24 protein-coding genes are annotated in these 21977 nt (G+C 57.2%); 14 read left to right on the top strand and 10 right to left on the bottom strand.

The annotated features are described in order from the left end of the window. Positions 1 to 32 precede the first annotated feature (32 nt). Positions 33 to 1229, top strand: coding sequence for a pyridoxal phosphate-dependent aminotransferase (locus tag HHL24_RS20740; RefSeq protein ID WP_169487291.1), 1197 nt, complete (start codon positions 33 to 35; stop codon positions 1227 to 1229). A 195-nt stretch (positions 1230 to 1424) separates the two neighbouring features. On the opposite strand, the gene HHL24_RS20735 is transcribed toward HHL24_RS20740, so the two are convergent. After that, positions 1425 to 2600 carry a lytic transglycosylase domain-containing protein gene (locus HHL24_RS20735; RefSeq protein ID WP_169487290.1) on the bottom strand — a complete coding sequence of 392 codons (1176 nt, stop codon included), beginning with the start codon at positions 2598 to 2600 and terminating at the stop codon, positions 1425 to 1427. Positions 2601 to 3207: 607 nt separating this feature from the next. On the opposite strand from HHL24_RS20735, the gene HHL24_RS20730 reads away from it, so the two are divergent. Continuing rightward, a complete protein-coding gene (locus HHL24_RS20730) occupies positions 3208 to 4776 on the top strand; it encodes a UbiD family decarboxylase (RefSeq protein ID WP_169487289.1) in 1569 nt (522 codons plus the stop codon). 126 nt (positions 4777 to 4902) lie between these two features. Then, positions 4903 to 5580, top strand: coding sequence for a LysE family translocator (locus HHL24_RS20725; protein ID WP_169487288.1), 678 nt, complete (start codon positions 4903 to 4905; stop codon positions 5578 to 5580). A gap of 113 nt (positions 5581 to 5693) precedes the next feature. On the opposite strand, the gene HHL24_RS20720 is transcribed toward HHL24_RS20725, so the two are convergent. Then, positions 5694 to 6659 (bottom strand): threo-3-hydroxy-L-aspartate ammonia-lyase, encoded by a 966-nt coding sequence (locus HHL24_RS20720; protein WP_169487287.1) that lies wholly within the window; start codon positions 6657 to 6659, stop codon positions 5694 to 5696. Between the two features lie 146 nt (positions 6660 to 6805). Continuing rightward, positions 6806 to 7108 carry a hypothetical protein gene (locus HHL24_RS20715; protein ID WP_169487286.1) on the bottom strand — a complete coding sequence of 101 codons (303 nt, stop codon included), beginning with the start codon at positions 7106 to 7108 and terminating at the stop codon, positions 6806 to 6808. 765 nt (positions 7109 to 7873) lie between these two features. Here HHL24_RS20715 and HHL24_RS20710 point away from each other — a divergent pair. The 4 genes from HHL24_RS20710 to HHL24_RS20695 all read left to right on the top strand — a co-directional run bounded on the left by HHL24_RS20710 (position 7874) and on the right by HHL24_RS20695 (position 10973). Beyond that, positions 7874 to 8812, top strand: coding sequence for a Rossmann-like and DUF2520 domain-containing protein (locus HHL24_RS20710; RefSeq protein WP_169487285.1), 939 nt, complete (start codon positions 7874 to 7876; stop codon positions 8810 to 8812). 77 nt (positions 8813 to 8889) lie between these two features. After that, a complete protein-coding gene (locus HHL24_RS20705; RefSeq protein WP_169487284.1) occupies positions 8890 to 9210 on the top strand; it encodes an EthD family reductase in 321 nt (106 codons plus the stop codon). A 218-nt stretch (positions 9211 to 9428) separates the two neighbouring features. Then, entirely contained in the window at positions 9429 to 9992 is a 564-nt protein-coding gene (locus tag HHL24_RS20700; protein ID WP_169487283.1) for a YggT family protein, read from the top strand. Positions 9993 to 10442: 450 nt separating this feature from the next. After that, positions 10443 to 10973, top strand: a complete 531-nt coding sequence (locus tag HHL24_RS20695) for a hypothetical protein (protein ID WP_169487282.1) — start codon at positions 10443 to 10445, stop codon at positions 10971 to 10973. A 290-nt stretch (positions 10974 to 11263) separates the two neighbouring features. Here the strand turns inward: HHL24_RS20695 and HHL24_RS20690 are convergent, their stop codons facing one another. The 6 genes from HHL24_RS20690 to HHL24_RS20665 form a co-directional block, all read right to left on the bottom strand. Beyond that, complete coding sequence (locus tag HHL24_RS20690; protein ID WP_169487281.1) at positions 11264 to 12295, bottom strand: reverse transcriptase family protein; 1032 nt, start codon at positions 12293 to 12295, stop codon at positions 11264 to 11266. Further along, positions 12273 to 12569 carry a helix-turn-helix domain-containing protein gene (locus HHL24_RS20685; RefSeq protein WP_267929613.1) on the bottom strand — a complete coding sequence of 99 codons (297 nt, stop codon included), beginning with the start codon at positions 12567 to 12569 and terminating at the stop codon, positions 12273 to 12275. Before HHL24_RS20685 ends, HHL24_RS20690 begins: the two co-directional genes overlap by 23 nt. Positions 12570 to 12617: 48 nt before the next feature. Beyond that, a complete protein-coding gene (locus tag HHL24_RS20680) occupies positions 12618 to 12860 on the bottom strand; it encodes a hypothetical protein (RefSeq protein WP_169487280.1) in 243 nt (80 codons plus the stop codon). Between the two features lie 472 nt (positions 12861 to 13332). Further along, positions 13333 to 13632 carry a hypothetical protein gene (locus HHL24_RS20675; RefSeq protein ID WP_169487279.1) on the bottom strand — a complete coding sequence of 100 codons (300 nt, stop codon included), beginning with the start codon at positions 13630 to 13632 and terminating at the stop codon, positions 13333 to 13335. A gap of 222 nt (positions 13633 to 13854) precedes the next feature. Beyond that, positions 13855 to 14214: a hypothetical protein gene (locus HHL24_RS20670; protein ID WP_169487278.1), complete on the bottom strand. Its 360-nt coding sequence runs from the start codon at positions 14212 to 14214 to the stop codon at positions 13855 to 13857. 9 nt (positions 14215 to 14223) lie between these two features. Further along, positions 14224 to 14508, bottom strand: coding sequence for a hypothetical protein (locus tag HHL24_RS20665; RefSeq protein ID WP_169487277.1), 285 nt, complete (start codon positions 14506 to 14508; stop codon positions 14224 to 14226). Positions 14509 to 15786: 1278 nt separating this feature from the next. Here HHL24_RS20665 and HHL24_RS20660 point away from each other — a divergent pair. From HHL24_RS20660 to HHL24_RS20630, 7 genes are all read left to right on the top strand, one after another. After that, complete coding sequence (locus HHL24_RS20660) at positions 15787 to 16050, top strand: hypothetical protein (RefSeq protein WP_169487276.1); 264 nt, start codon at positions 15787 to 15789, stop codon at positions 16048 to 16050. Positions 16051 to 16152: 102 nt separating this feature from the next. Further along, positions 16153 to 16341, top strand: coding sequence for a hypothetical protein (locus HHL24_RS20655; protein ID WP_169487275.1), 189 nt, complete (start codon positions 16153 to 16155; stop codon positions 16339 to 16341). A gap of 6 nt (positions 16342 to 16347) precedes the next feature. After that, the gene (locus HHL24_RS45085) at positions 16348 to 17406 is read left to right on the top strand and encodes a radical SAM protein (protein WP_169487274.1); all 1059 of its coding nucleotides are present in this window, start codon (positions 16348 to 16350) and stop codon (positions 17404 to 17406) included. Then, the gene (locus tag HHL24_RS20645; RefSeq protein WP_169487273.1) at positions 17378 to 18388 is read left to right on the top strand and encodes a radical SAM protein; all 1011 of its coding nucleotides are present in this window, start codon (positions 17378 to 17380) and stop codon (positions 18386 to 18388) included. The genes HHL24_RS45085 and HHL24_RS20645 overlap by 29 nt, the downstream gene beginning before the upstream one ends. 10 nt (positions 18389 to 18398) lie before the next feature. Next, positions 18399 to 19079 carry an iron-containing redox enzyme family protein gene (locus HHL24_RS20640; RefSeq protein ID WP_169487272.1) on the top strand — a complete coding sequence of 227 codons (681 nt, stop codon included), beginning with the start codon at positions 18399 to 18401 and terminating at the stop codon, positions 19077 to 19079. A 759-nt stretch (positions 19080 to 19838) separates the two neighbouring features. Then, positions 19839 to 20876 (top strand): hypothetical protein, encoded by a 1038-nt coding sequence (locus tag HHL24_RS20635; RefSeq protein ID WP_169487271.1) that lies wholly within the window; start codon positions 19839 to 19841, stop codon positions 20874 to 20876. Between the two features lie 106 nt (positions 20877 to 20982). After that, on the top strand, positions 20983 to 21684 hold the full coding sequence (locus HHL24_RS20630; protein WP_169487270.1) for a hypothetical protein: 702 nt from the start codon (positions 20983 to 20985) through the stop codon (positions 21682 to 21684). A 67-nt stretch (positions 21685 to 21751) separates the two neighbouring features. Here the strand turns inward: HHL24_RS20630 and HHL24_RS20625 are convergent. Further along, on the bottom strand, positions 21752 to 21977 hold a 226-nt coding region (locus HHL24_RS20625; protein WP_169487269.1), incomplete at its 5' end, for an ATP-binding protein.

Here is a 21977-nt window from a genome sequence, read left to right as displayed (position 1 = left end):
CCCGCTTTTGCTTCTGAACTGGATTTGATCGTATGAACCCCGTGACCGAACCCTTGGTGCGGCTTGCTGCCCGCGTCGACGCCATCCAGCCGTTCTATGTGATGGAACTGGCCAAGGAAGCCGCGCTGCTCGAACGCGATGGGCGCGACATTATCCACATGGGAATCGGCGAACCCGATTTCACCGCACCCGAGCCGGTCATCGAAGCGGCCGCGAGCGCCCTGCGCCGCGGTGTCACGCAATACACCAATGCGCTCGGCCTGCACGCGCTGCGCGAGGCGATCTCGGCGCATTACGCCGAGGTCTACGGCGTCAGCGTCGATCCGGCGCGGATCGTCGTCACCGCCGGCGCGTCTGCCGCGCTGCTGCTGGCTTGCGCGGCGCTGGTCGATCGCGACGACGAAGTGCTGATGCCCGACCCGTGCTACCCGTGCAACCGCCACTTCGTGATCGCGGCAGAAGGCAGACCGGTGATGGTGCCAAGCGGGCCGGCCGAACGCTTTCAGCTGACCGCCGCCGACGTCGAACGCCTCTGGAACGAGCATACCCGCGGCGTGTTGCTGGCGTCGCCGTCGAACCCGACCGGCACGTCGATCGAACCGGCTGAGCTCGAACGCATCGTCAAGAGCGTGCGGGCGCGTGGCGGCTTTACGATCGTCGACGAGATCTACCAGGGCCTGAGCTACGACGCCAAGCCTGTCTCGGCGCTCTCGTTCGGCGACGACGTGATCACCGTCAACAGCTTCTCAAAGTACTTCAACATGACCGGCTGGCGTTTGGGCTGGCTGGTGGTGCCACCCGGCATGGTCGGCGCGTTCGAAAAGCTCGCGCAGAACCTGTTCATCTGCGCGTCGGCGCTCGCGCAGCATGCGGCGCTGGCCTGCTTCGAACCGGAAACGATCGCAATCTACGAAGCGCGCCGGCTCGAATTCAAGCGCCGCCGCGACTTCATTGTGCCGGCGCTCGAATCGCTGGGTTTCTCCGTGCCGGTGATGCCTGACGGCGCGTTCTATGTGTACGCGGATTGCCGCACGGTCGCGCATCAGGCGGCCGGAGACAGCGCAGCGCTAACCAGCGCGATGCTGCACGACGCGGGCGTGGTGTTGGTGCCGGGCATGGACTTCGGCACGCACGCGCCGAAGGACTACATCCGGCTATCGTATGCAACCGCCCTGCCGAAGCTGGAAGAAGCGGTCGAGCGACTAGCGAAGCTCTTCGGGAGGCACTGACCGGGGCGAGGTATAAGGCACTATGGCTTGAGCGCCTCAACGGGCCCGCCAAGACGGGTTGCTATGCCCCGACACACGTCTCACGACCGCGCCCATGCCGCCGCAAATGCAAGCCACATAAGGAAAAAGGACACCCAAGGGTGTCCTTTTCTATACCGGCCGCTCTCGCGCCAGACGAACTGAGTTAAGCCAACCTCAGGCGCCCAACTCCGAAGCCGATGCGACATGCTTGGGAGCATTGGAGCTGGCGTCGTCCTGCTCGGACATCGGCGTCTTCACCGGCGTTGCCGCGCTCAGCGGATGAGCTGCATCGAGCGTCATCTGCACGCGCTTGCCGCTAGCCGATGCCGCAGCAGCCGTGGTCGTGTTCGACGCCGTCAGAACCGGAGCCTGCGGTGCATTGATCGGTACCTTGCGGCCACGCGCCACATCACGCAGACGGCCACGCTCGGCCATCACCTTGGCGCCGTAGCCGCCGTCGTCCTGTGAGGTCGAGCCGACGTAGAGACGCAGGCCGCCCGGCAGCGAACCGCCGCGTGCGATGCAATCCTTCAGCACCAGCGCACCCACCTTGATGTTTGCAACCGGTTCGAGCGCAGCGCTCTGACCGCCGAAATACTGGAATTTGTCCGAGTGAACCTTGGACATCACCTGCATCAGGCCCTGCGCGCCCACGCCGCTCTCGGCGTACGGGTTGAAGCCCGATTCGATTGCCATCACGGACAGCAGGAGAAGCGGGTCGAGACCGACTTCGCGCCCAGTGTCGAACGCTGCCTTCACGAGCTCGCTAACGGGCTCCTGAGCGACGCGATAGCGACGCGCGAGGTACGACGCCACCAGATCCTGCTCGCGTGTCGAGACCAGCACGCGATCGTCGCGTGCGTCGGCCGAGACGCGCTGCGCCGGGATCAGCCGAGCCAGCGCGGAGACACTCTGCATGGTGCGCGGGTCGAGGCCGTTCAGCGCCGCCACGCCCATACCGGACGTGCCGGTGCCGTCGAAGGCGCCGTCGAAGCTGGTGTTGCTGCTGACGGTGACGTTGTTGTTCGCGCCGCTAGCGGCGTCGCTACTCGTCGAATTCGCGGACAGCGAGTCGTCAGAGGACGCGCCAGTCGGTCCGAAAGCCGGTAGCGGGTGGCCCTGCAGCAGACGGGCGGGACCGGCTTGCACAGCGGCCGAAATGACCGGCATCAGCTTGGCGGCAAGGGGGCCGCGCCAGGCCGGCATCAGCCACAGTGTAAGTGCCAGCACGACGGCGATCCCGCCGACGATACTGAACAGGTGATGACTCATTCGCGTCCCGCGACGCAACGCACCACGCACAACTTGCGCGATACGCTCATCGGGACGCCACGATAACCAGGCGTTCATTCAGATCTCCCATGTTGCATGATCCGCGAACCCCGCCAGTTGAACAGGCGGTAACACTCGTTCGCAGAGTCAAGACATCGCGCGCTCTGTCTGGTTAGGGCAGCAGCGACGTCGGGAAAACGGTATATACCGTTTGTGGGGAGCCATCTTGAAAAGAGGTCCGCGGCATGCCAAAAAAACATGCAGGCGGTGGCTCCCACGCGAAAAACCAGCGTCAGTTGGCGCTGGCGAGAACTGCAGTAAGGCCGTCAGATACCGTGCAGGGGGTCGGTAAACGGTGACGCGTTGCGTCTAAAGGGACCGGGGGCAGTGGTAAAAAGGTTCACGCCCTGCAACCAATGTGGACGGATTCTATGCAGGGTTTTATAGATCGTCAACACTATGAATAGGAAAATCTATAACTAATTGTAATAATGAACAGTGTTCAGTCCGTCCAAAACCGCGCGGCGCGCGCCTCTTGAGCTATCTCGATTAGTCCTCCCGAGATAGCCCATTTGGCCAATCTACGTGCGCGTGCCAACACAGGTAAAATCGACAATTGTTCTGGCACCGTGAAGCCGTGCGGCGCCTTCATTTTTGCCGCTTGCGCGGCCCTCTACCGCACCAGATGAAATACAAAGACCTGCGCGATTTTGTCGGCCGTCTTGAGACGATCGGCGAACTGCGCCGTATCTCGCAAAACGTCTCGCCCGTCCTGGAAATGACCGAACTGTGCGACCGCGTCCTGCGCGCCGGCGGTCCGGCGATATTGTTTGAGAGCCAGCAGCAGCACGCGTTCCCGGTCCTCGGCAATCTGTTCGGCACGCCGCGCCGCGTCGCGCTCGGCATGGGTATCGACGCGCAAGAAGGCGAAGGCGACGGCGCCGCGCTCGAGTCGCTGCGCGACGTCGGCCGCCTGCTCTCCGCATTGAAGGAACCGGAGCCGCCGAAGGGGCTCAAGGACGCGGGGAAACTGTTCTCGCTCGCGAAGGCGGTTTGGGACATGGCGCCCAAAACGGTGAGCGCGCCGCCCTGCCAGGAAATCGTCTGGGAAGGCAATGACGTGGACCTCGGAAAGCTGCCGATTCAGACCTGCTGGCCGGGCGATGCAGGGCCCCTGATTACATGGGGTCTGACCGTCACAAAAGGCCCGAATAAGAGCCGACAAAATTTAGGCATATATCGCCAGCAACTGATCGGGCGTAACAAACTGATCATGCGATGGCTCGCGCATCGCGGGGGCGCCCTCGATTTCCGCGAATTTGCGCTGCAGAACCCGGGCAAGCCCTATCCCGTGGCCGTGGTGTTGGGCGCCGATCCGGCAACCATCCTCGGTGCGGTCACGCCGGTGCCCGACACGCTCTCCGAATATCAGTTCGCCGGGCTGCTGCGCGGTGGCCGCACCGAACTCGCGAAGTGCATCACGCCGGGCGTCGATGGATTGCAGGTGCCCGCGCGCGCGGAGATCGTTCTGGAAGGCTTCATTTATCCGCAGGAAGGCACGCCCTCGCCCGCTCCCGCAGGCGCGCCGCCACGTCCGGTCAAGGGCGCGTCGGCGGCTTACGAACATGCGCTGGAAGGGCCCTATGGCGACCACACCGGCTATTACAACGAGCAGGAGTGGTTTCCCGTCTTCACGGTCGAGCGCATCACGATGCGGCGCGACGCGATCTATCACTCCACCTACACCGGCAAACCGCCCGATGAGCCCGCCGTGCTCGGTGTCGCGCTCAACGAAGTGTTCGTGCCGCTGTTGCAGAAGCAGTTCACCGAGATCACCGATTTCTATCTGCCGCCCGAAGGATGCAGCTACCGGATGGCGATCGTGCAGATGAAGAAGAGCTACCCCGGTCACGCCAAACGCGTGATGTTCGGCGTGTGGAGCTTCCTGCGGCAATTCATGTATACGAAGTTCATCGTCGTGGTCGACGAGGACGTGAATATCCGCGACTGGAAAGAAGTGATCTGGGCGATCACCACGCGCATCGATCCGGCGCGCGACACCGTGCTGGTCGATCGCACGCCGATCGACTATCTGGATTTCGCCTCGCCGGTAGCGGGTCTCGGATCGAAGATGGGACTCGACGCGACCAACAAATGGCCCGGCGAAACCGATCGCGAATGGGGCCGCCCGATCGAGATGGACAAGGCGGTCAAACAGCGCATCGACACCTTGTGGGATGAGTTAGGACTGTAAAAACAGCCTTCGAATCACACCATAGAATTTTTAGGATTCTGTCGGCATCGCAGCGATCCCGTCACCCGCCGGATCGCTCGCGCTCGAACAAGTCTGAATAACAATACTGATGGAGCAGTTGCGCGGATGCATGCCTTTTCAATGATGTCAGATGGTTTTTTTCTGTCGTTGTCGTTGTGTCTGGATATCGGTCTCGTCAACGTCGCGATGATTTCGCTGACGCTGTCGCACGGCTTCAAACCAGGCTTCTGGTTGGGCCTGGGTTCCTGTTTCGGCGATCTGGTTTACGCGGCGCTCGCGCTCGCGGGAATGGCTGCGCTGCTGCAGTTCGAATCGGTGCGCTGGGTGGTGTGGATCGGCGGCGCGGCGATCCTGCTGTTTCTCACGTGGAAGATGGCGCGTGAGGCGCTGTTCCCGGCTTCGGCACCTGCAGTTGCCGGAGAAGCGGATGCCAAAGCGCCACATCTCTCCCCGTGGCGCGGTTTTTTGCGCGGCGTGTTGCTGGCGATGTCGTCGCCTTCGGCGATTCTGTGGTTCGCGGCAGTCGGCGGCGCGTTGATTGCGAAAGCCGGCGCTACCAGCGCGACGACTGCACCGATATTCCTCGGCGGTTTCTTCCTGGGTGGCTTGTGCTGGACAATCTTTATCTGCGGACTCGGCAGCCACGGACGCAAACGCGCCGGCACCGGTTTGCTGCGCGCGTGCCACGTGTTGTCGGCGCTGCTGTTCGCGTACTTCTCGTATAGCGTGATCGTGAACGGATATCGCGATCTGATCGTGCAGACCGCCCAGGTGGCAAGCTAGAAAAAACGGGTCGCCAGGGCGACCCGTTTTCCATCCATTTCAACGTGCACAGCGCGGGCTAAAAACGATCAAGCGACGATCAGGCAACCATCAAGCAACGATCAGGCAGCCTATCAGGCGAGATACTGCGCCAGCTTCGCCAGATCGACGTTGCCACCGCTCACCACCACGCCCACGCGCTTGCCCTTCACCGGCACGATGCCTTTGAGCACGGCAGCCGCTGCGAGGCAGCCCGTCGGCTCCACCACGATCTTCATGCGCTGTGCGAAGAAACGCAGGGTCTCGATCAACTGCTCGTCACTGACCGTTTCGATCCGTGCGACCAGCTTCTGAATGATCGCGAACGTGTAGTCGCCGAGATGCGTGGAGGCAGCACCATCAGCGATCGTGCGCGGTGCCTCGATATGCACGATCTCGCCGCGCGCGAGCGATTGCTGGCCATCATTGCCCGCTTCGGGCTCGATGCCGATCACGGTACACGCCGGGCTCAATGCCGCCGCCGACAATGCGCTGCCGCCGATCAGCCCACCGCCGCCGAGGCAAACAAACAGCATGTCGAGCGGGCCGGTTTCTTCGATCAATTCTTTCACCGCCGTGCCCTGCCCCGCGATCACGTGCGGATGGTCGTACGGCGGAATCAGCGTCATGCCGCGCTCCTCAGCGAGCCGCCGGCCGATCTCTTCACGATTTTCCGTGTAGCGGTCGTAGCTGATCACTTCGCCGCCGTAGCCCTTGGTCGCCGCGACCTTGGCGGCGGGCGCGTCGTGCGGCATGACGATCGTCGCGTGGATCCCGGCAAGGCGCGCCGATAGCGCGATGGCTTGCGCGTGGTTACCGGACGAGTACGTCAGCACGCCTGCTTTGCGTTGCTCCGCGTCGAAATGCGAAATCGCGTTGTAGGCGCCGCGAAACTTGAAGGCGCCCATGCGCTGAAAATTTTCGCACTTGAAAAACACTGACGCGCCCGTGCGCTCATTGAATGTGCTCGAGGTTAGAACGGGGGTACGGTGGGCGACACCTTCAAGACGCGCAGCGGCGTCGAGTACGTCGTCGAAAGTGGGAGCGGGAAGCGCTTGCATCGGCGAAACTCTCCAGAAGCGGTGGCGAAACAGCCATTCTCCCAGCTTCGCCGATGCTTTGGTATGTCGCAGTAAAAACACAAACGGCGCAACCCGGCGATCAAGCCGGCGTTACGCCGTCAACACATCCCTTTCTCTTCCTGCGATTAGTGGCGATAGTAGCCGTGGCCGTAGTGGCCGTAGTAACCACGGTAGCCATGGTGATAATAGGGACGGCCATAGCCACCGTAATACCCACCCACCACGACTGCCGGCGGCGCGTAATAGCCCGGCGCGTACACCACCGGCGGAGGCGGCGCGTAATAGACGGGCGGCGGCGCGGCATAAACCGGATACGCGGGCGCGACCGGAATGCCAATACCGATACCGACGGAAACGTGCGCCTCTGCAGCAGTAGCGAACCCCACGCCGAGTGCGGCGGCAACAACAAACGGAACGATCTTTTTCACTTTTATTCTCCTGGCGCGGCCCACTAAGGTCGCCGACTTCGCATGCCTTGCATGCTATGAAATCAATGTATCGAAAAAGACCGGGCATAGATGTTCGCATTTGTTGCAAATTGCAATCGGCAGCAATAGGTCGGAATTTGCATCGGCGCGGCCCCGCGCGGACACGCCGTGTAACGGGCTGAGAACCAAGGGTTTGCCAGCGGTCGAGCGGACGCGATCCACTGCTTTGCGGCTCTTGTGGCTTCCGACACTCACTTGTCAGTAATCTTTGATTACAAATTAGCTTCAATCCTGACAGCGCAAATAAAAAATGCCCGGCGCAATCGCGCCGGGCATTCCTTACTCGTGAGCAGACGGTCTTTTAGCCTACCTTCACATAGGCGAATTCTCTGGAGACGTTAGGCGGCACATACGCGCCGCTGATGCATACGCGTGGCGTCAAGCGCTTCTTCTGATCCCACCAGCGACGGCGCTGCGAGTGCGTCAAGAACCGCAAGTGCTTTCGGTAAGAAAAAATATTCATCGTTACCTCCCGAATCTAACTGCGAGACGAAAAACCCAGAACAGCAACTGCCAAACCGGCTCAAGAAGAAATTGTGAGCAGTTTTCGGACCCGCGGGGCGCGCGTGCCCGGATGACCGACCGGAGCGCTCATATCGCACGCGCACTGATCAGAGGAATGCCGGCACCGGGACACGCCAGCGCCGGGCGGATGCGCGATACTTCTGCTTTCCCGTTCAAGTATCCCGTCTGGAGCAGGCAACCATGTCCCAGCCCTCTCTGCCGCGCCTCGGCTTCATCGGTGCGGGCCGGCTCGCGCGCTGTCTCGCGCTGAGCTTTTCACGCGCCGGCTACCCCGTCACGGCGGTGGCGAGCCGCACGGCGGCCTCGGCCAGCCAGCTCGCCAGTCAAATCGAGTATTGCGCGGCGTTCGACGATCCACAACAGGTCGCCGACGCAGCCGATGTCATCTTTTTAGCCGTTCCCGACGACAGCATCGGTACGACAGCGCACACACTGCGGTTCGCGGCGGAAGCGGCAGGCGGCCCGCACGGCAAAGCGCTCGTGCATTGCAGCGGCGCCTCGCCGGTGGAATTGCTGGCCACGGCGCGCGACCAGGGCGCCTCGATCGGCGGCTTTCACCCACTGTACCTCTTTAGTGGCGATCTCGCCGACCTCGAACGGATCGCCGGTTGCTCAGTGACGATCGAGGCCGGCGGCGCGCTCAAGGACGCGCTGACGGCACTGGCCATCGCCCTGCGCTGCCATCCGCTGTCGATTCCAGCGGGCGGCCGCATGCTGTACCACGCCGCCGCGCATTACGCCGCCAGCTTCGCGCTGTGCAGCCTCGCTGAATGCGTCGCACTCTGGCGCACGCTGGGCTTTGCCGAAGACGACGCGCTGCGCGCGCTGCTGCCGATGCTCTCCGGCACCATCGAAACCGCGCGCGACAAGGGCCTGCCTAACGCGCTCGCCGGCCCCGTGTCGCGCGGCGATACGGGCGTGGTGGAGAAGCAGTTGGCGTTGCTGGAAGGCCTTGGCGGCGACCATGCCGCGCTGTACGGTTTGCTGTCGCGGCGCGCGGTCGGACTCGCCGAACGCCGCGCCAAACCGCCCGCCGCGATCGAGGCGATTGCCGAGGCGGTGGAAGAATCGCTCAACCGGTCGCTGAATCAGGCCGCAGCAGGTGCAAGCGTCAAGTAAGGCGTGATAATGTGACGTCCGGCGCCGCGCGCAATCCGCCAGCGCCGCGCTTCGGGACCAACAGACGAGAACGCACAATGATCAAGGTCAGCATCCTCTATCCGTATCGGGAAAACGGCCACTTCGACGTGGACTATTACTGCGTCACACACATGCCGCTCGCGGCCAGGCTGTTCGGGCCCTCGCTGAAAGGCTGGTCGGTCGATGTCGGCATCAACGCCGGGCCGCCGGGAACGCCGCCGCCGTATGTCGCCGCAGGTCACTTCGTGTTCGATAGCGCGGACGACTTCTACAAGGTCTTCAAGCCGGCTTCGGAGCAGTTGGTTGCCGACATCCCGAATTACACCGACGGTGGCAACGGCACGATTCTGATCAGCGAAATCAAGATTTCTGTGTGATGTCGCGTGGCTGGGTGCAGCTTGGCGGCACGCAGTTCGCCGATCAGGCTGCCTCGAACATCTGGAAATTGATCCACCGCGTCCCCACTTTGACGCGTAGCGCGCCCTCCCGCGGGAACGGCGCAGGCATTCCAAATGAAACCGCCGGCGCACCGATCGGTCAGCGCCGGCACCCCGCGGCCGATCGACGGCCGCCATCCGAAGGATAAGGACACGAGATGTTTGGCGATATCGCCCGTTTTCTGCTCAATACCGTCTTTACGCTGTTCGGCGCCGCGTTGCTGTTGCGCGCATGGCTGCAGGTCGTACGCCTGCCGCCGTACAACCCCGTCTCGAACGCCGTGCTGCACGCCACCAACTGGATCGTGCTGCCCTTGCGGCACATCCTGCACAGTACCCGCAACATCGACTGGGCGAGCCTGGTCGCGGCGCTGCTCGCGGCAATCGTTTATGTGGTGCTGATGGTGGTGCTCACGGGCGCCGATCCGCTGACCCTCGTGCCGACCTTGCTGATCGTTGCTGTGCTGACGCTCATCAAGTGGGCGCTGAATCTGATCATCTGGATGACAATCCTGATGGCGCTGCTATCGTGGCTCAATCCGCGCTCGCCGGCCATGCCGATTTTGTACCAGTTGACCGCACCGTTCCTGAATCCGCTGCGCCGCGTGGTGCCGCAACTCGGCGGCATCGACCTTTCGCCGATTCTGCTGTTCGTGATCGTGCAGGTGCTGCTGATGGTGGTGACGCGTGCGGCCGTTCAGTTGACCTACTTCGTGATCTGAACGGCGCTCCGTGCGCCTTGTAGACAGGGGTGGCAGCAGCGCGATTTGCGCTACCCACCCCTTCCCGAGTAGAATCATGCGCTCTGCGGGCGTCGTATAATGGTAATACCCTAGCTTCCCAAGCTGCAACGGCTTGAGCAAACCCACTATTCATGCGGGTTTTAGACGCGGGTTTCCGGGAGGCACCACTGGAAACCACGTGTCATGCGGGTTTGACGGCGACGCCAGTTTTCACCCCAGCACATCAAGTCAGAAGCTAATAATCTACGCGGCACCCTCCGACAATCAGTCCTCCCTCAGCCTTGTAGCGGCTAAATGCGGACCAGTAGCCTTCGCTCGACACGGACGCAGAAATCCACAACAATCACAGCGGATTTTATTTGACAACCGCCTCAGCCTATCTCGATGAAGAACGGGTGATGTAGTTTCGAGAACCGCAATTTGTGAAATATGAATAACCTACCTGATTCAGTCTACGTTGTATTGGCTACTGGTCTGACGACTATCGCTGCTGCAGTCGTTACGACAATAGTGACTCAGTTTTTTCTTGCGCGTGCTGAGGCTAAAAAAGCTGTTCGCGAAGACACTCGGGAAGCTAAAAAACAACAAACAGAGTGGCTATCAAAGCAGCGCGAAATCAAAGCGTTAAAGTTGGGAGAGCTTTGGCTAGCGGTAGATTTGGCCCGAGAGCGTCTTGCCGATGCCGGGATCCAATCTCAGACAGGAGATCAAATCTTGCCGCCGCCACCGAAGGACTCGGCCGCAAGCGCCACCAGCGCGGCATTTAGCATTGCTCTATTGCATTTTCCTGAGCTGCGGCCGCTGGTCTACGCGCTTCACGCTGAAACAGCAAAGTACGAAACTGGTCTATGGTTTCATAGACTGGAGGATGAAGATGCTATGTTAGATCGCTGGTCAGCGATCAGGACTGAGCTTGCGGATGCCGTAGAGACAGCTTCGCGCAACTTGCAGCAACACTAGATATTAATTTACTGACATCAATAACGCCCTCGCTCTCGCTACGTCAGATAAGCCCGCCCCCCAGAAGAAGAAATGGTGTGGTCGGTGCGTCGGCAAACGGGGTACGGGTAAGACCTGCCTACGTTATCGACATGCCACTTAATAACGCTATTGACTATGCTACGTACCTTGCAAGCGTAAGGACAACGGCATATCACACCGATACTGTACCGATCTGATGATGCTTATACCGATGGACCGCGAGGTCAGGTTGTATAAGCCGGTGCATCTTGATTTCTGAAACTACGAAGTCACCACGGAACAGTTGAAATGTCGCCAACACTGACGTGAAGCGCCTTGTCTGTCACGCCCGCTCCTTTAGTGACCATCGGAACCAACAGCAATTGCTCGCGCACGGAATCGATGCGTCGCTTCAGTGCGAGCCCGTCCGTAGGGTGGAAACGTGCAAGCATACTGACCCGACCTGTGACGGAGGGTAAAAGCGCTCGCGCCTCCGAAAAAGCGCCAGCCGCGAATGTCAGTTCGAGCTTGTGTACGGCAGCGCGAATCTGTCCTCGCTGCTGACCTGACAGGCTGGGATCCCCATTGACACCAAGCTTCGTTGCTGTGATGCGGCCGCTCGCCGTCTGGATTTTGTGTTTCGACCGCTTGGCCGAATAGCCGTGGCGTGCCAGCATTGCGTACACGACCGCAATCACTGACTGCTTATCGGCATGAGCAATGCCAGCGCTGGAAGAAACACAAACATCATCGACATATCGCGAGTATCGTAATCCTCGAGACGCCATCTCCGCACGTATCGCTGGCTCGACGCGCCAAAAGACGAGATTCGCGACATGCGGACTTGTGATGGCCCCTTGCGGGAGAGCGCCATCTTTGATGCAAAGAGCAGTTAGGCACTGCGCCACGTCGGCCGAAAAACCGAAGAACTGCGACCAGACCTCCTGCACAAGATGCTGCGTGGTCGAAGGAAAAAATCCTTGTATATCTTCGCTAATCAGGATCTTTGAATTGCGATGCAGCAGCGCGTTCGTGCGATAGTCCTGCCCCTTCACGCTGCCAGTCAGGTAGGTTGGAAACCTTACCCGATCGAGAATGGCCCGCTTGATCCGCCGATGAATGTCCTTCAACACCGGCTTCGCATCAAACGTTTCGCGAAAGGTACCGTCAGCTTTTTCAATCTTGTCCGCGACGCGGTAAAGAGAGGAAGCTTTGGCGGCAACTGCAACGAGGTGCTCGGCTGTTACACCCAGCGCTCGCGACAATGCCGCCATACTTTCTATGGGAGCAGCCGTGTACCTAGGAACCTCTAACCGGTTCATGTGTATCACTCAGTATCTCCAACGCCGCGCGGGCGAGCTGACCGGAGAGTTCTTTGTCCATACCGGCAAGTTCCTCTCGGTCTGATCCCAAAAAGAATAGAATCTCCGTCGGGATGCGTAACGCTCCGGCAATACTTTTCAAAGTGGATAGCGACGGATCCCTCTGATTGCTTTCCAGCATGGAAAGGTAAGAAATCGAACAACCCGCAAGTCCAGCTAATTCAGCCTGTGACAACGACCTACGAGTCCGACACATCTTGATAGCCTGACCCATGTTCATAGTGCTCACCCAATCAACTGTGGGGCTTGCCGTGACTTGGCTTTACTGCCAACGATCCATCAGATCCGTGATGTTAGTCACGATCCTCAAGACCATTGCGAAGATGCGAAAAACTCGGTCTTCGAGTTCTCCACGCCGAACAATTTCGAGGCGTTCGAACTGCTGTTTCAGCAATTCGAGTACATCATCGAGTTCCGCCAGTACACTAGCGTCGAGTTGGCTGTGATAGATCTCGCGCAGCTTTTGCAGCGTCGCGATTGCTACTGTTAAAGCATCTTTCTGCATTTCGCAGCTCCCAGAACGCGGCGCCACCGCCGCTGTCCCGTATCGGCGTAGTCCAACGTTCCTCACGGCGAATGAATCGAAAGGAGCCAACCGACGCGCAAGCCCAACACCAGTCCCTTCGGCTAAAGGAAGTCCCATCGGTCGTCCCACAACGGAACGGCGTTTCGGCTTCCTCGACGCGGCCGTACCCGACCCGCGCACCGATACCTCTCTAACCCTGGACGCTAGAGCCGCCCATTCCGCGTTCTGCCGGACGGGCAAATGCACAACTGATTCCTCGACGTGATGGGAAAATGCCACTGCTCACCTAGGCGATACGCCTAGCCTGCGAGAAGCAGTAGACCACGAAAAATCAACACGCGCAATGCAAATGTTCACTGTGTGTGAATATTTCGACGAATTCACTAATTGCCCTTTTCGTCAGACGAAAAAAAAGCTCCCGAAGGAGCCCTCTGTTCCTGCAATCCGGCCGTCACTTCTTACCCATCGGCTCGTGCTTGTCTTTGATCATCTGGTAGTAAGTGCTCGCTCCCGCCTTCGTCAGCTTCACTTCGGAGATGAACCTCTCGATGATGTCTTTCCGCGTCACGTCCTTGACGGAACGCATCCGCTTGTAGATTTCCGTCGCCAGTTCCATCTTCGTCGGCGTAGCTGGTGCCACCTTCGCTGCGGTATCGTTCGCCGTCGCAGTACCGGCATTTGCCTTCACATCGGCGACAGGCTTGCCCGCTTTATCGTCCTTGCTCACCACACCTTGCTTCTGATCGACCATGATCGCACTCCATTCGTTGAAAGTGCGTCCAGGGTCCAGCAGATCGACCTTCGAGGCAACGGCAAGCAAGCGACCACGACCAGCACGCCGGCGACCAGCGCAAAATCCGACGAGCAACAGTGACAGTTTTCACGTCACCCTTACCCACCACATCACTATCCCCTTGATCGACCGGGAGATTTCGAGCCAGGGCAATAGCTTATTAAGATTCTGTCGCAGGGCCTAACGAAGGACTTCCAGTCCATACCACATGGTAGAGGCCATGCCCAAAGCAAAGCAAAAGACCTGGACAAACGACGGAATACGGATGTTGTTCTCGAATACGGTACTTGGGGCCAGTTTCTTTTCAGAAGAAAGCGTGCCCGTTACCGCCATAAAGGCCCAAATTCCGGCACTCACAGAGATGAGAAGTAAGCCCCATGCCCACTGGAGCTGCCAGAGCTTCGGAATGGCAGCCCTACTAAGTATGCCGCTAGCAAACGACACTTCGAGCGTCAACACCCCCGTTCCGAGGGTAATCAACTGCTTCGTAAGGTCGATAACGGATGCGAAAGCTTCTTTAGTCTGGTCATCAAGGGGCATCGCGCTCTCCTAACGACAGATGGGAAATATCGGACAAAGATCTCGCAGCGCGAGGGCAATCTGCTGCTCATTTATCGTTCCTCCGGAAAATGCGCGTTGACTCTCGAGATTTTCTGCGAGGAGCCGCATTGCCCGCTGGGCTTCCGCAAGCCGATGCGGCTCTCTTTGAAGCTCCGGTGCGGCTTCAGCAATGATGTCACTCAACCCTTGCTTCGCGTCGGCATCAAGGCGGAGATCCTTTGGGAGAGCCGCCCAAAGCGCAGCCTCAGCATCAAAGTTTGTCGGCGTCGCCATCTCAAGTATCCTTCGAGGCCACGTCAAGCGCCTCCAACACACCGCGTAGGTAGCCGGCTGTCACGTTGATCAGCCGATAAATCAGCGACATGGACCATACCTCACTCGCCGCGACGCGTTCATCTAGTAATGGCAGTATAAAAGCGCCGACCATCGAAAATAACGCTCAATTGACAACACGACGGATCCAAAGGACGCCTTCAATTTAACAATGACAATTTATCGCGCAGCAAGCGACCACTCCGCCCGCGCACAAAATGCAGGTCCATCCGGTCGGGTCGTCAAGACATGCTCCTACGCACTTTGGCGCGTGCCTTCTAATACAGTCTTCCAAACAGCTGCTATTCGGCGCGACATTTACAGTTAAATTTTTTACGCGTCCGATGCGATTATGTGAGGTCTGTGACGCATACTGTAGCGCATAGCCAGCATTAGTGACGACGGTATTGGTTGAATCAAAAAATATTCCGTTGACCGTAAACTCCTTGGACGCAGCGGCATTTTCAAACTTGACCACACCGTCGTGATGATCGACGTCTAAGTGCATAAAAACCTGCCAGCTGTTACTAGTCCCGCTCGGCACACCTAAAAAGCATGCATATAATAATTGACCGTCCGGTGTCACGCATACTCCTAAACTTGGACTGCCGAGTGATGCTCCAGGAAACGCTTGCGGAATTCTCGCGACTGCTCGGCTATGCATGCTTTGAAAGTCTGTTTGAGTGATTGGGCGAAGCCGACTAAATCCTGACCCACAGCTGCAGGACATATTGCCCTCCTTGGCTGACAGTTATAATCTGAAAGCGAGCGCGATAAACCGACAAAATTACAAAATAAAGCAAACACAAAGCGCAGCAACTAATAAAACACCTTCCCTAACCTAATTTTTGCATCTATCACCCGCGCTTTTCACGATCGTACGCAGCGAAGAATAAGTAAAAGCCCCCACACAGCGCACAGAAAACTAGCGTAGACGAAATTTCCGCCACCGCAACTTCTCTTTTTGGCAAGTTCAACCAAGAGCCCGGCGCGCAACCACCCTGCAGATATGCATGATAATAATATTACCTAAGCGCACCCCCTCTCGCAGCTGCCGCTCAAGCTAGTGTCGTTTGCAACGGGTTAAATCGGACAATTACCCGCTCGCGTTTCGCCGGCTGACGCAATTCGCCTTGACAATTATGCGGTGTGCTCTAGTGTGAATACGCAACGGGGGGAAGTGCTTGAGTAAGGACAAATTTCTACCGAGCAACCGCTGATGCCTCTAGGAGACAAAGAATGACTGAGTTCATAACGGAAGCAAAACGCAAAGAACTAGAGGATGCCTTTAAAGCATTTACGCCTACCACTCAATCTACGGGTGCGGGCACGGCGTCCACAACAAGTACCCTCGCGGGTAATTTTTGCACGGACTGGCAAAGAACGAAGAGTGTCTTACAGTTTATTGCATCTTTAAGTATGGTTCCCGACTTCGTTAAAAGCGCCATCAGTACAGTAATTTCTGCGGGAGACGTAGTGAGCGGTATTTTATGCAGTCCGTAACCAGATTACCTTACGCAGAATGGTTCGCTTTCAATTAAGTAGCGCAACTATCCGACGAACGGATGGCATTTCAAAATGAACGCAGTTCATACGGAGTACATCATGGATGCAACAATCGATCAACTAAAGAAATCCGGCCTCGTCACCGATGACCAAGTAAAAGCAATGGGCCCTGATGAACGGAAATTGATTGAAAGCTTGACACCCGAGGAGATCAAAGCACTCGAGAGCATCAAAAATAAAGCTCAAGGTACAGTCGGGACATTGCAGGACGGAAATATAATATTTTAAAACAGTATGAATCTCGTCGATATTCTTAGCGCGCGCACCGTCCCATGTCGCGGGGCATATTTAGCGATCACGCGACGGTGCCCATTGTCCTGCGCTCACTGCCTCTCTGAGTCTTCAAACGAAAGCGAAGAACATTCTGCTCAGATGTTTAAGACCTTCGTTGAGACGATGACCCCAGAATGCAGGCCGGACTTCATTCTTTTGACTGGCGGAGAGCCGCTGCTTCGGCCTAAGCTTGTTTCCCAGCTTTCGCACCATGCTCGGAGTGCCGGATGCACCGTTTGTGTTGCGACGGGGATGTTCTTTGCGAGGTCTCCATCGGTGCCCCGCTTGATTCAAACGGCGTTGACCGAAGTGGACATCGTGACAGCTAGCATCGACGAATTTCATGAAAGAGAAGTTTCTCGCGCTTCTGTGTTCCGCGCAGTGCATTGGTTATTGAATCAAGGAAAATTCGTTCACTTTCAGACGGTTACGGATGATCCGGCCTCAATATACCTGCGCGAACTACTAACTGATGTCAAGGCGCATTTTGGCGGGGAAGTGCCCGTATTTGTCGGCAAGCTGTCGCCCGTTGGGCGCGCAGCCGCATGGATGCGGCCGACGTCCAAAAGTTGCCCGTCGGACAGCGGTGGTTGCGGCATGGCATCGTGGCCGGTCGTCACCTACTCGGGCGCGATCGCGGCGTGCTGCAATCAGGATGTCGTGAACGGGCCCATTCCAGCTCACCTCCAAGTCGGGCATGCGGCATACAATTCTTGGTCTGACGTCTGTGCAGCCTTTTCGAGCAGTGCAACGATTCGAGCAATTCGCGTCTATGGCCCGCACACACTCGCTTTCGCGGCCCCCCTTAGTGGAGAGACGACTTACTGCGAAACGTGTCAAGGACTCTCGAGCGATCCCACGCTGACGGGTCGCGCTCGGAACCTAATGGGCAAACCATTTTCGGCCGCTCTGGAGTTAATGGTCGACTCCAATCGGATCGACCCCGGTAATTTCACACTAGCAGGGTACGAAGACTGGCTAGGGAGTACCTATGAACGGTTCAGACGTGGGACTGCGTGAGCCATTACTAACGGCAGCCAACATTGACACAGCGCGTCAAACTGAAGGTCGTGCGGCAGGGCTGTTTCTGACGGATCGCTGTCCAGTCGGATGCTCACACTGCTCTGTCGACTCGCGCAAAGACAGTCCGACTATTCAAGATTTCGCAAAATTCGCACAGATGGTGGAAACACTCGCCAATAGAAATGGCCTACAGCTGGTAGCCATTACGGGAGGCGAGCCGTTTGTTGAACGTCGTGCGATTTCGTATGCCATAGAGTGCTTGGATCGGCATCGGAAGCAGATTGTCGTTTTCACGAGCGGAGTATGGGCAAGCAACACTGTTCCGCGATGGATCCTGTCGCAGTTACAAAAGGTCAACACAGTATTCCTGAGCACTGACGCTTTTCATAACGAGCGCCTAACAGATCAAGCGTTTGTTCGCGCGGCTCGGGCCGTCGCCGATTCAGGATGTTGGATCATTGTTCAAGTGCTAGGCTTTGAAGATATGAACGCAAACGCCCACCGACTTTTAGAATGTGCTTTTGGCAACGATTATGCTCTATATAGCGAAGTAGTCTCATCGAGACCCCTTCCGTATGGTCGGGGCGCGGCGCATTTCAGATTCGACCGTCTGCACAACGCAGAAACGTTCGGCGCTTGTCGTCTTCTGAGCAGTCCGTTGATAAGATACGATGGACAAGTGCTTGCCTGTTGTAACGAGCAAGTCGTTACTGGACAAGGCCCCTCGCGACTGCGGCGACACTGCAAGACTAGCCAGGAAGCCAATAGCGCACTAGATGAGTTCGAATTAGATCCGCTCTTTAGTGCAATGAGGCGAGTTGGTGTAGGCCCTCTCGTATATCATCCGAAATTTACTAGCCTGAAGAACAAACGTTTTAAAAGTATTTGCGACTTGTGCTGGGAAATACAAGACTTGGCAGCCCATGGCGAAATCTCTGATGATGCCATCCTGACTGCGCTTGTAGACAGCCGCAACTAGGAGCCCCTACATGAACGCTTCTTGCATGTTTAGCCCCATTCTGCGAAAAAAATTGGCTTTGGGCTATCCCTTTCTGGCCCAGACGACAGCGCATCTATTTTCGGGAAACGCACCTGAGCGCGTTTTCGCCAACTATCTGATGGTCCTGCATGGACTTATTCGGGCATCGGTGCCGGTCATGAAGGCTGCGGCCGCATGTATCCAAAAAACCCATCGGTCCGGAAGTGACGACCTTGTGCTGAGTTATCTCATCACGCACATAGACGAAGAGACCGGGCACGACGATTGGCTGATCGATGACCTAGCGGCGCTGGGGGTGGAGAGGCAGGAAGTGGAAAAGTATTTGCCATCGGTCCCAGTAGCTTCTCTAGTTGGAATGCAATACTATTGGATACACCATTACAATCCCCTTGTCGTGCTGGGCTACATTGCGGCAATGGAAGGGAATCCGCCCAACCGGGCGGCGTTAGATGCTATGCGGCTAGCAAACGACTTTCCTTTCGCTTCGATGCGGACGCTCTATATGCATTCCGATGCCGACCAACAACACATGCTCGCGCTCGACAAGGTGTTGGACCAAATCTGCGTAGATACAGAATTACGCGACGCAATTACAATGAACGCTTTGTGCACGCTTGACTACGCGGCAGCTGCATTTTTATTCTCAGCGAGAGGTGTGTTCCCGTTGTGATTTCATAGGCTTTCCTTGCGGAACACCACACGCATCCCCTGTTCTATCAAAAGTACTCGCATAACCGGACTGAAATTTTTCTTCGAGACCGCGCTCGACCAATCTCAATCTCGTAACGGCACGCTGAAGCGTCATTTCCTGCAACAGCACCTGCCGTCGGGTCAACAGTAACCGAACTTGCCCGATTTCTCGTCCTTGCTTACCACACGTTGCTGCTGATCGCCCCTGATCGCCCTCCCTTGATTGAAAGTGCGCCCAAGGCCCAGAGAATCGGCCTTCAAGACAACGACAAGCGAGCAGCCCACGACCGTCACGGCGGCGACCACCGGAAAATCCGACAAGTAACAGTGACAGTTTTCACGTCACCCTTACACACCGGCGCTCTATCCGATGGATCTAACGGGGATTTCCGAGCTAGATCATCAGCTTAACTAGGTTCAACAGAGGAACAGCCTGCAGCAAGATCAGACAACTGCACTATTCGCACATGAATACGGTCGAGTCGGCCGATTGCGCAAAGGATGAAACACCTACAGAAGTATGGTTGGCACTCGTCCAGTGGCCCCCTCTCCGCACACCAGAAGATTTTTTCAGAAAAATGGTAACTGTCGAGACAGCGTTCGACAAGTTATGAGGAACTCGCAAGACCTCCACGTCAACCCACTTGTGGGTCTTCAGAATGTTAAGCATTTTGCCGTAAATAACTGGGAAACAGCCAAATAAAGTGCGCCCTCCTCGGCGCCCTTCCCGGAGATTAGAGTGCAAGGCGTCGTATATCTGCTAGATCAACCGCTCAAGACGTTGAAACTGAATGCCTCCCTTGAAGGGAAGTATTTTTTGCGGCCCGTCCACAGCTCAACAATGGCAAGCACTCGCATAGGCGGACACGAGCCGACAATAATCCGTTTTTTTTCAGGCGCAGATCGTGCAATCGTTTTCTGTTTCTGTCCGATAGACAATCCGACAGACGGCGCTGTTGGGGCTGCCTGGCGACGCGCCAACCAATTTGCCGAACCTGATTCTCGTGTCGAAGAAGTTGGACGCTTCGTCTGGTCGAACAACGCGTTCGAAACAACGATTGGTGAAATATCCATGTTCCTGCGTGGCTCCGCTACGCTGACGGAGGATTGCTATCTAGATATCGGTCGCCTGAAAGCAGCGGTTGATGCGAAAGGCATGATTGTGTTTTCATCGGAGCCGGGTGGTGACCGCGCTGGACGCGCCTTAGCGGCCTACATGCTTGGCTTGGCATATCACCGCGTTCTGGAAGAAGCGATCAACGATCTTGCAGAAACATGCCGAAACGGCTCGCTCGAGATTCGCGCAGAACCGATGCACGCTGAGATCTCCCGTTTTTTGGCCAGCTACTATTTCGAAGCACCGGCTCGCGTCGCAACCACCGAAGTTGGTCCGCTGTACGCGGCGATTCGCGACCGATTGCTTCTTGGGCCGCTTTGCCGGGAATTAGTTGACCAACTAGGCCGAATCGCCGAGATTAGTCGGATGCAGCGTACGGCAGCGGAATCCGCCTTTGAAACGAAACTGCAAAGGCGGTTCGCAATCTTCGGTGTATTGATTGGATTGCTTGGGCTAGCTCAACTGACCCAGACCACGCCATCTCAAATTCAGTCATTCGCCGTCGGATGGAAGTCGTTCTTCACCGGTAGCCCGGTGCCGTCGGCCTCACCGGTAGTGCCGACTTCAGAGGCGAAAGAGCCCAGCGAGCATATGAAACCTCAGCAAGCCAGATCAAAGCGGTCGCGCCACGACGTGTCTGAACAAGCGGATCCTCGCTGACAGGAACGGTTCAAGGATTGGCAACAGACGGTCGCTGATAGCTGGCAATAAGCCTCTCGTGTCGACCGCACGACTCCTATCATCGAAAATTAATATCAGACCAGACGTGACAACATCTACCATTCCCCCTCGTATGCTAGAAGCACGCGAAATTGGCGGAGTTCCCATCTTTCGCCCGAGCGAAGCCTGTGAAGCTTTCGTCTACCGTCACGTCAAAGCACGTTTGTTTGAGCAATATGCATCTGGGACTTACACAGACATCGCACAAGTAACGCGAATAGTCAACGCACAGTTCGAGTCATATGATCAGTTGCTCCAAGCTTATCTTCCCAAGGTTGATCATCTCGAGTTCATTGCGTTTTTAATTCAGCAGTATGAGCAATACGGCTTAGCGCACAACGTCTTCCAGCGCGGCAACATGTCCGACGATGACGAAGAACTTTGGCGATCCTATGCAATGAATTCCCGCAGGGGAATTAAGTACCTCATGGAACTGGTCTGCGCTCGCGGTTGGAGCGGAGGAACGAACGTGGGAACACTTGAGGAGCAGGAACAGGCCTTATCGATCCTGTTCATTGCAGCAGAGGAGCTCGTCAGCCTTTATATGCGCAGCGGTTTCTATCACACCATGCTCGACGAGATCAAGCTTGTTTTGGACCAGTCAGAGTTTGTTTATTTTCATGTAGATCAAGATCTAAGCACACCAGCGTTCGATGTTCGCCTTGATGTGCAGGAACAGCGGAAATACATCCCAACCCCGGACTTTCTACACGACAGGCGATGTCACAATGAGGTACTGAGCTGTTGATTTGCACGGAATCCTGACCCGGGATTTGCATTGAATTCTGACCCACCCGTTGGACCAGCTTTGCGGGTTATTCGGTGGGTGTCTGGGTCTTCTTTCTCTCCTTCTTTGGCTGTGTCGTGCTGTTTCTGAAACGATAGCTATCGTTGCCTGTTTCTACAATGTGGCAGTGGTGCGTGAGCCGGTCGAGCAGCGCCGTCGTCATCTTTGCATCGCCGAACACACTGGCCCACTCAGCGAAGCTCAGGTTGGTGGTGATGATGATGCTGGTTCGTTCGTAGAGCTTGCTGAGCAGG

Origin of the sequence: Paraburkholderia polaris (genome assembly GCF_012927345.1) — a bacterium.
GTDB lineage: Bacteria > Pseudomonadota > Gammaproteobacteria > Burkholderiales > Burkholderiaceae > Paraburkholderia > Paraburkholderia polaris.
The sequence above is the reverse complement of the archived record's forward strand: the minus strand, read 5'-3'. Positions and strand labels throughout refer to the sequence as shown.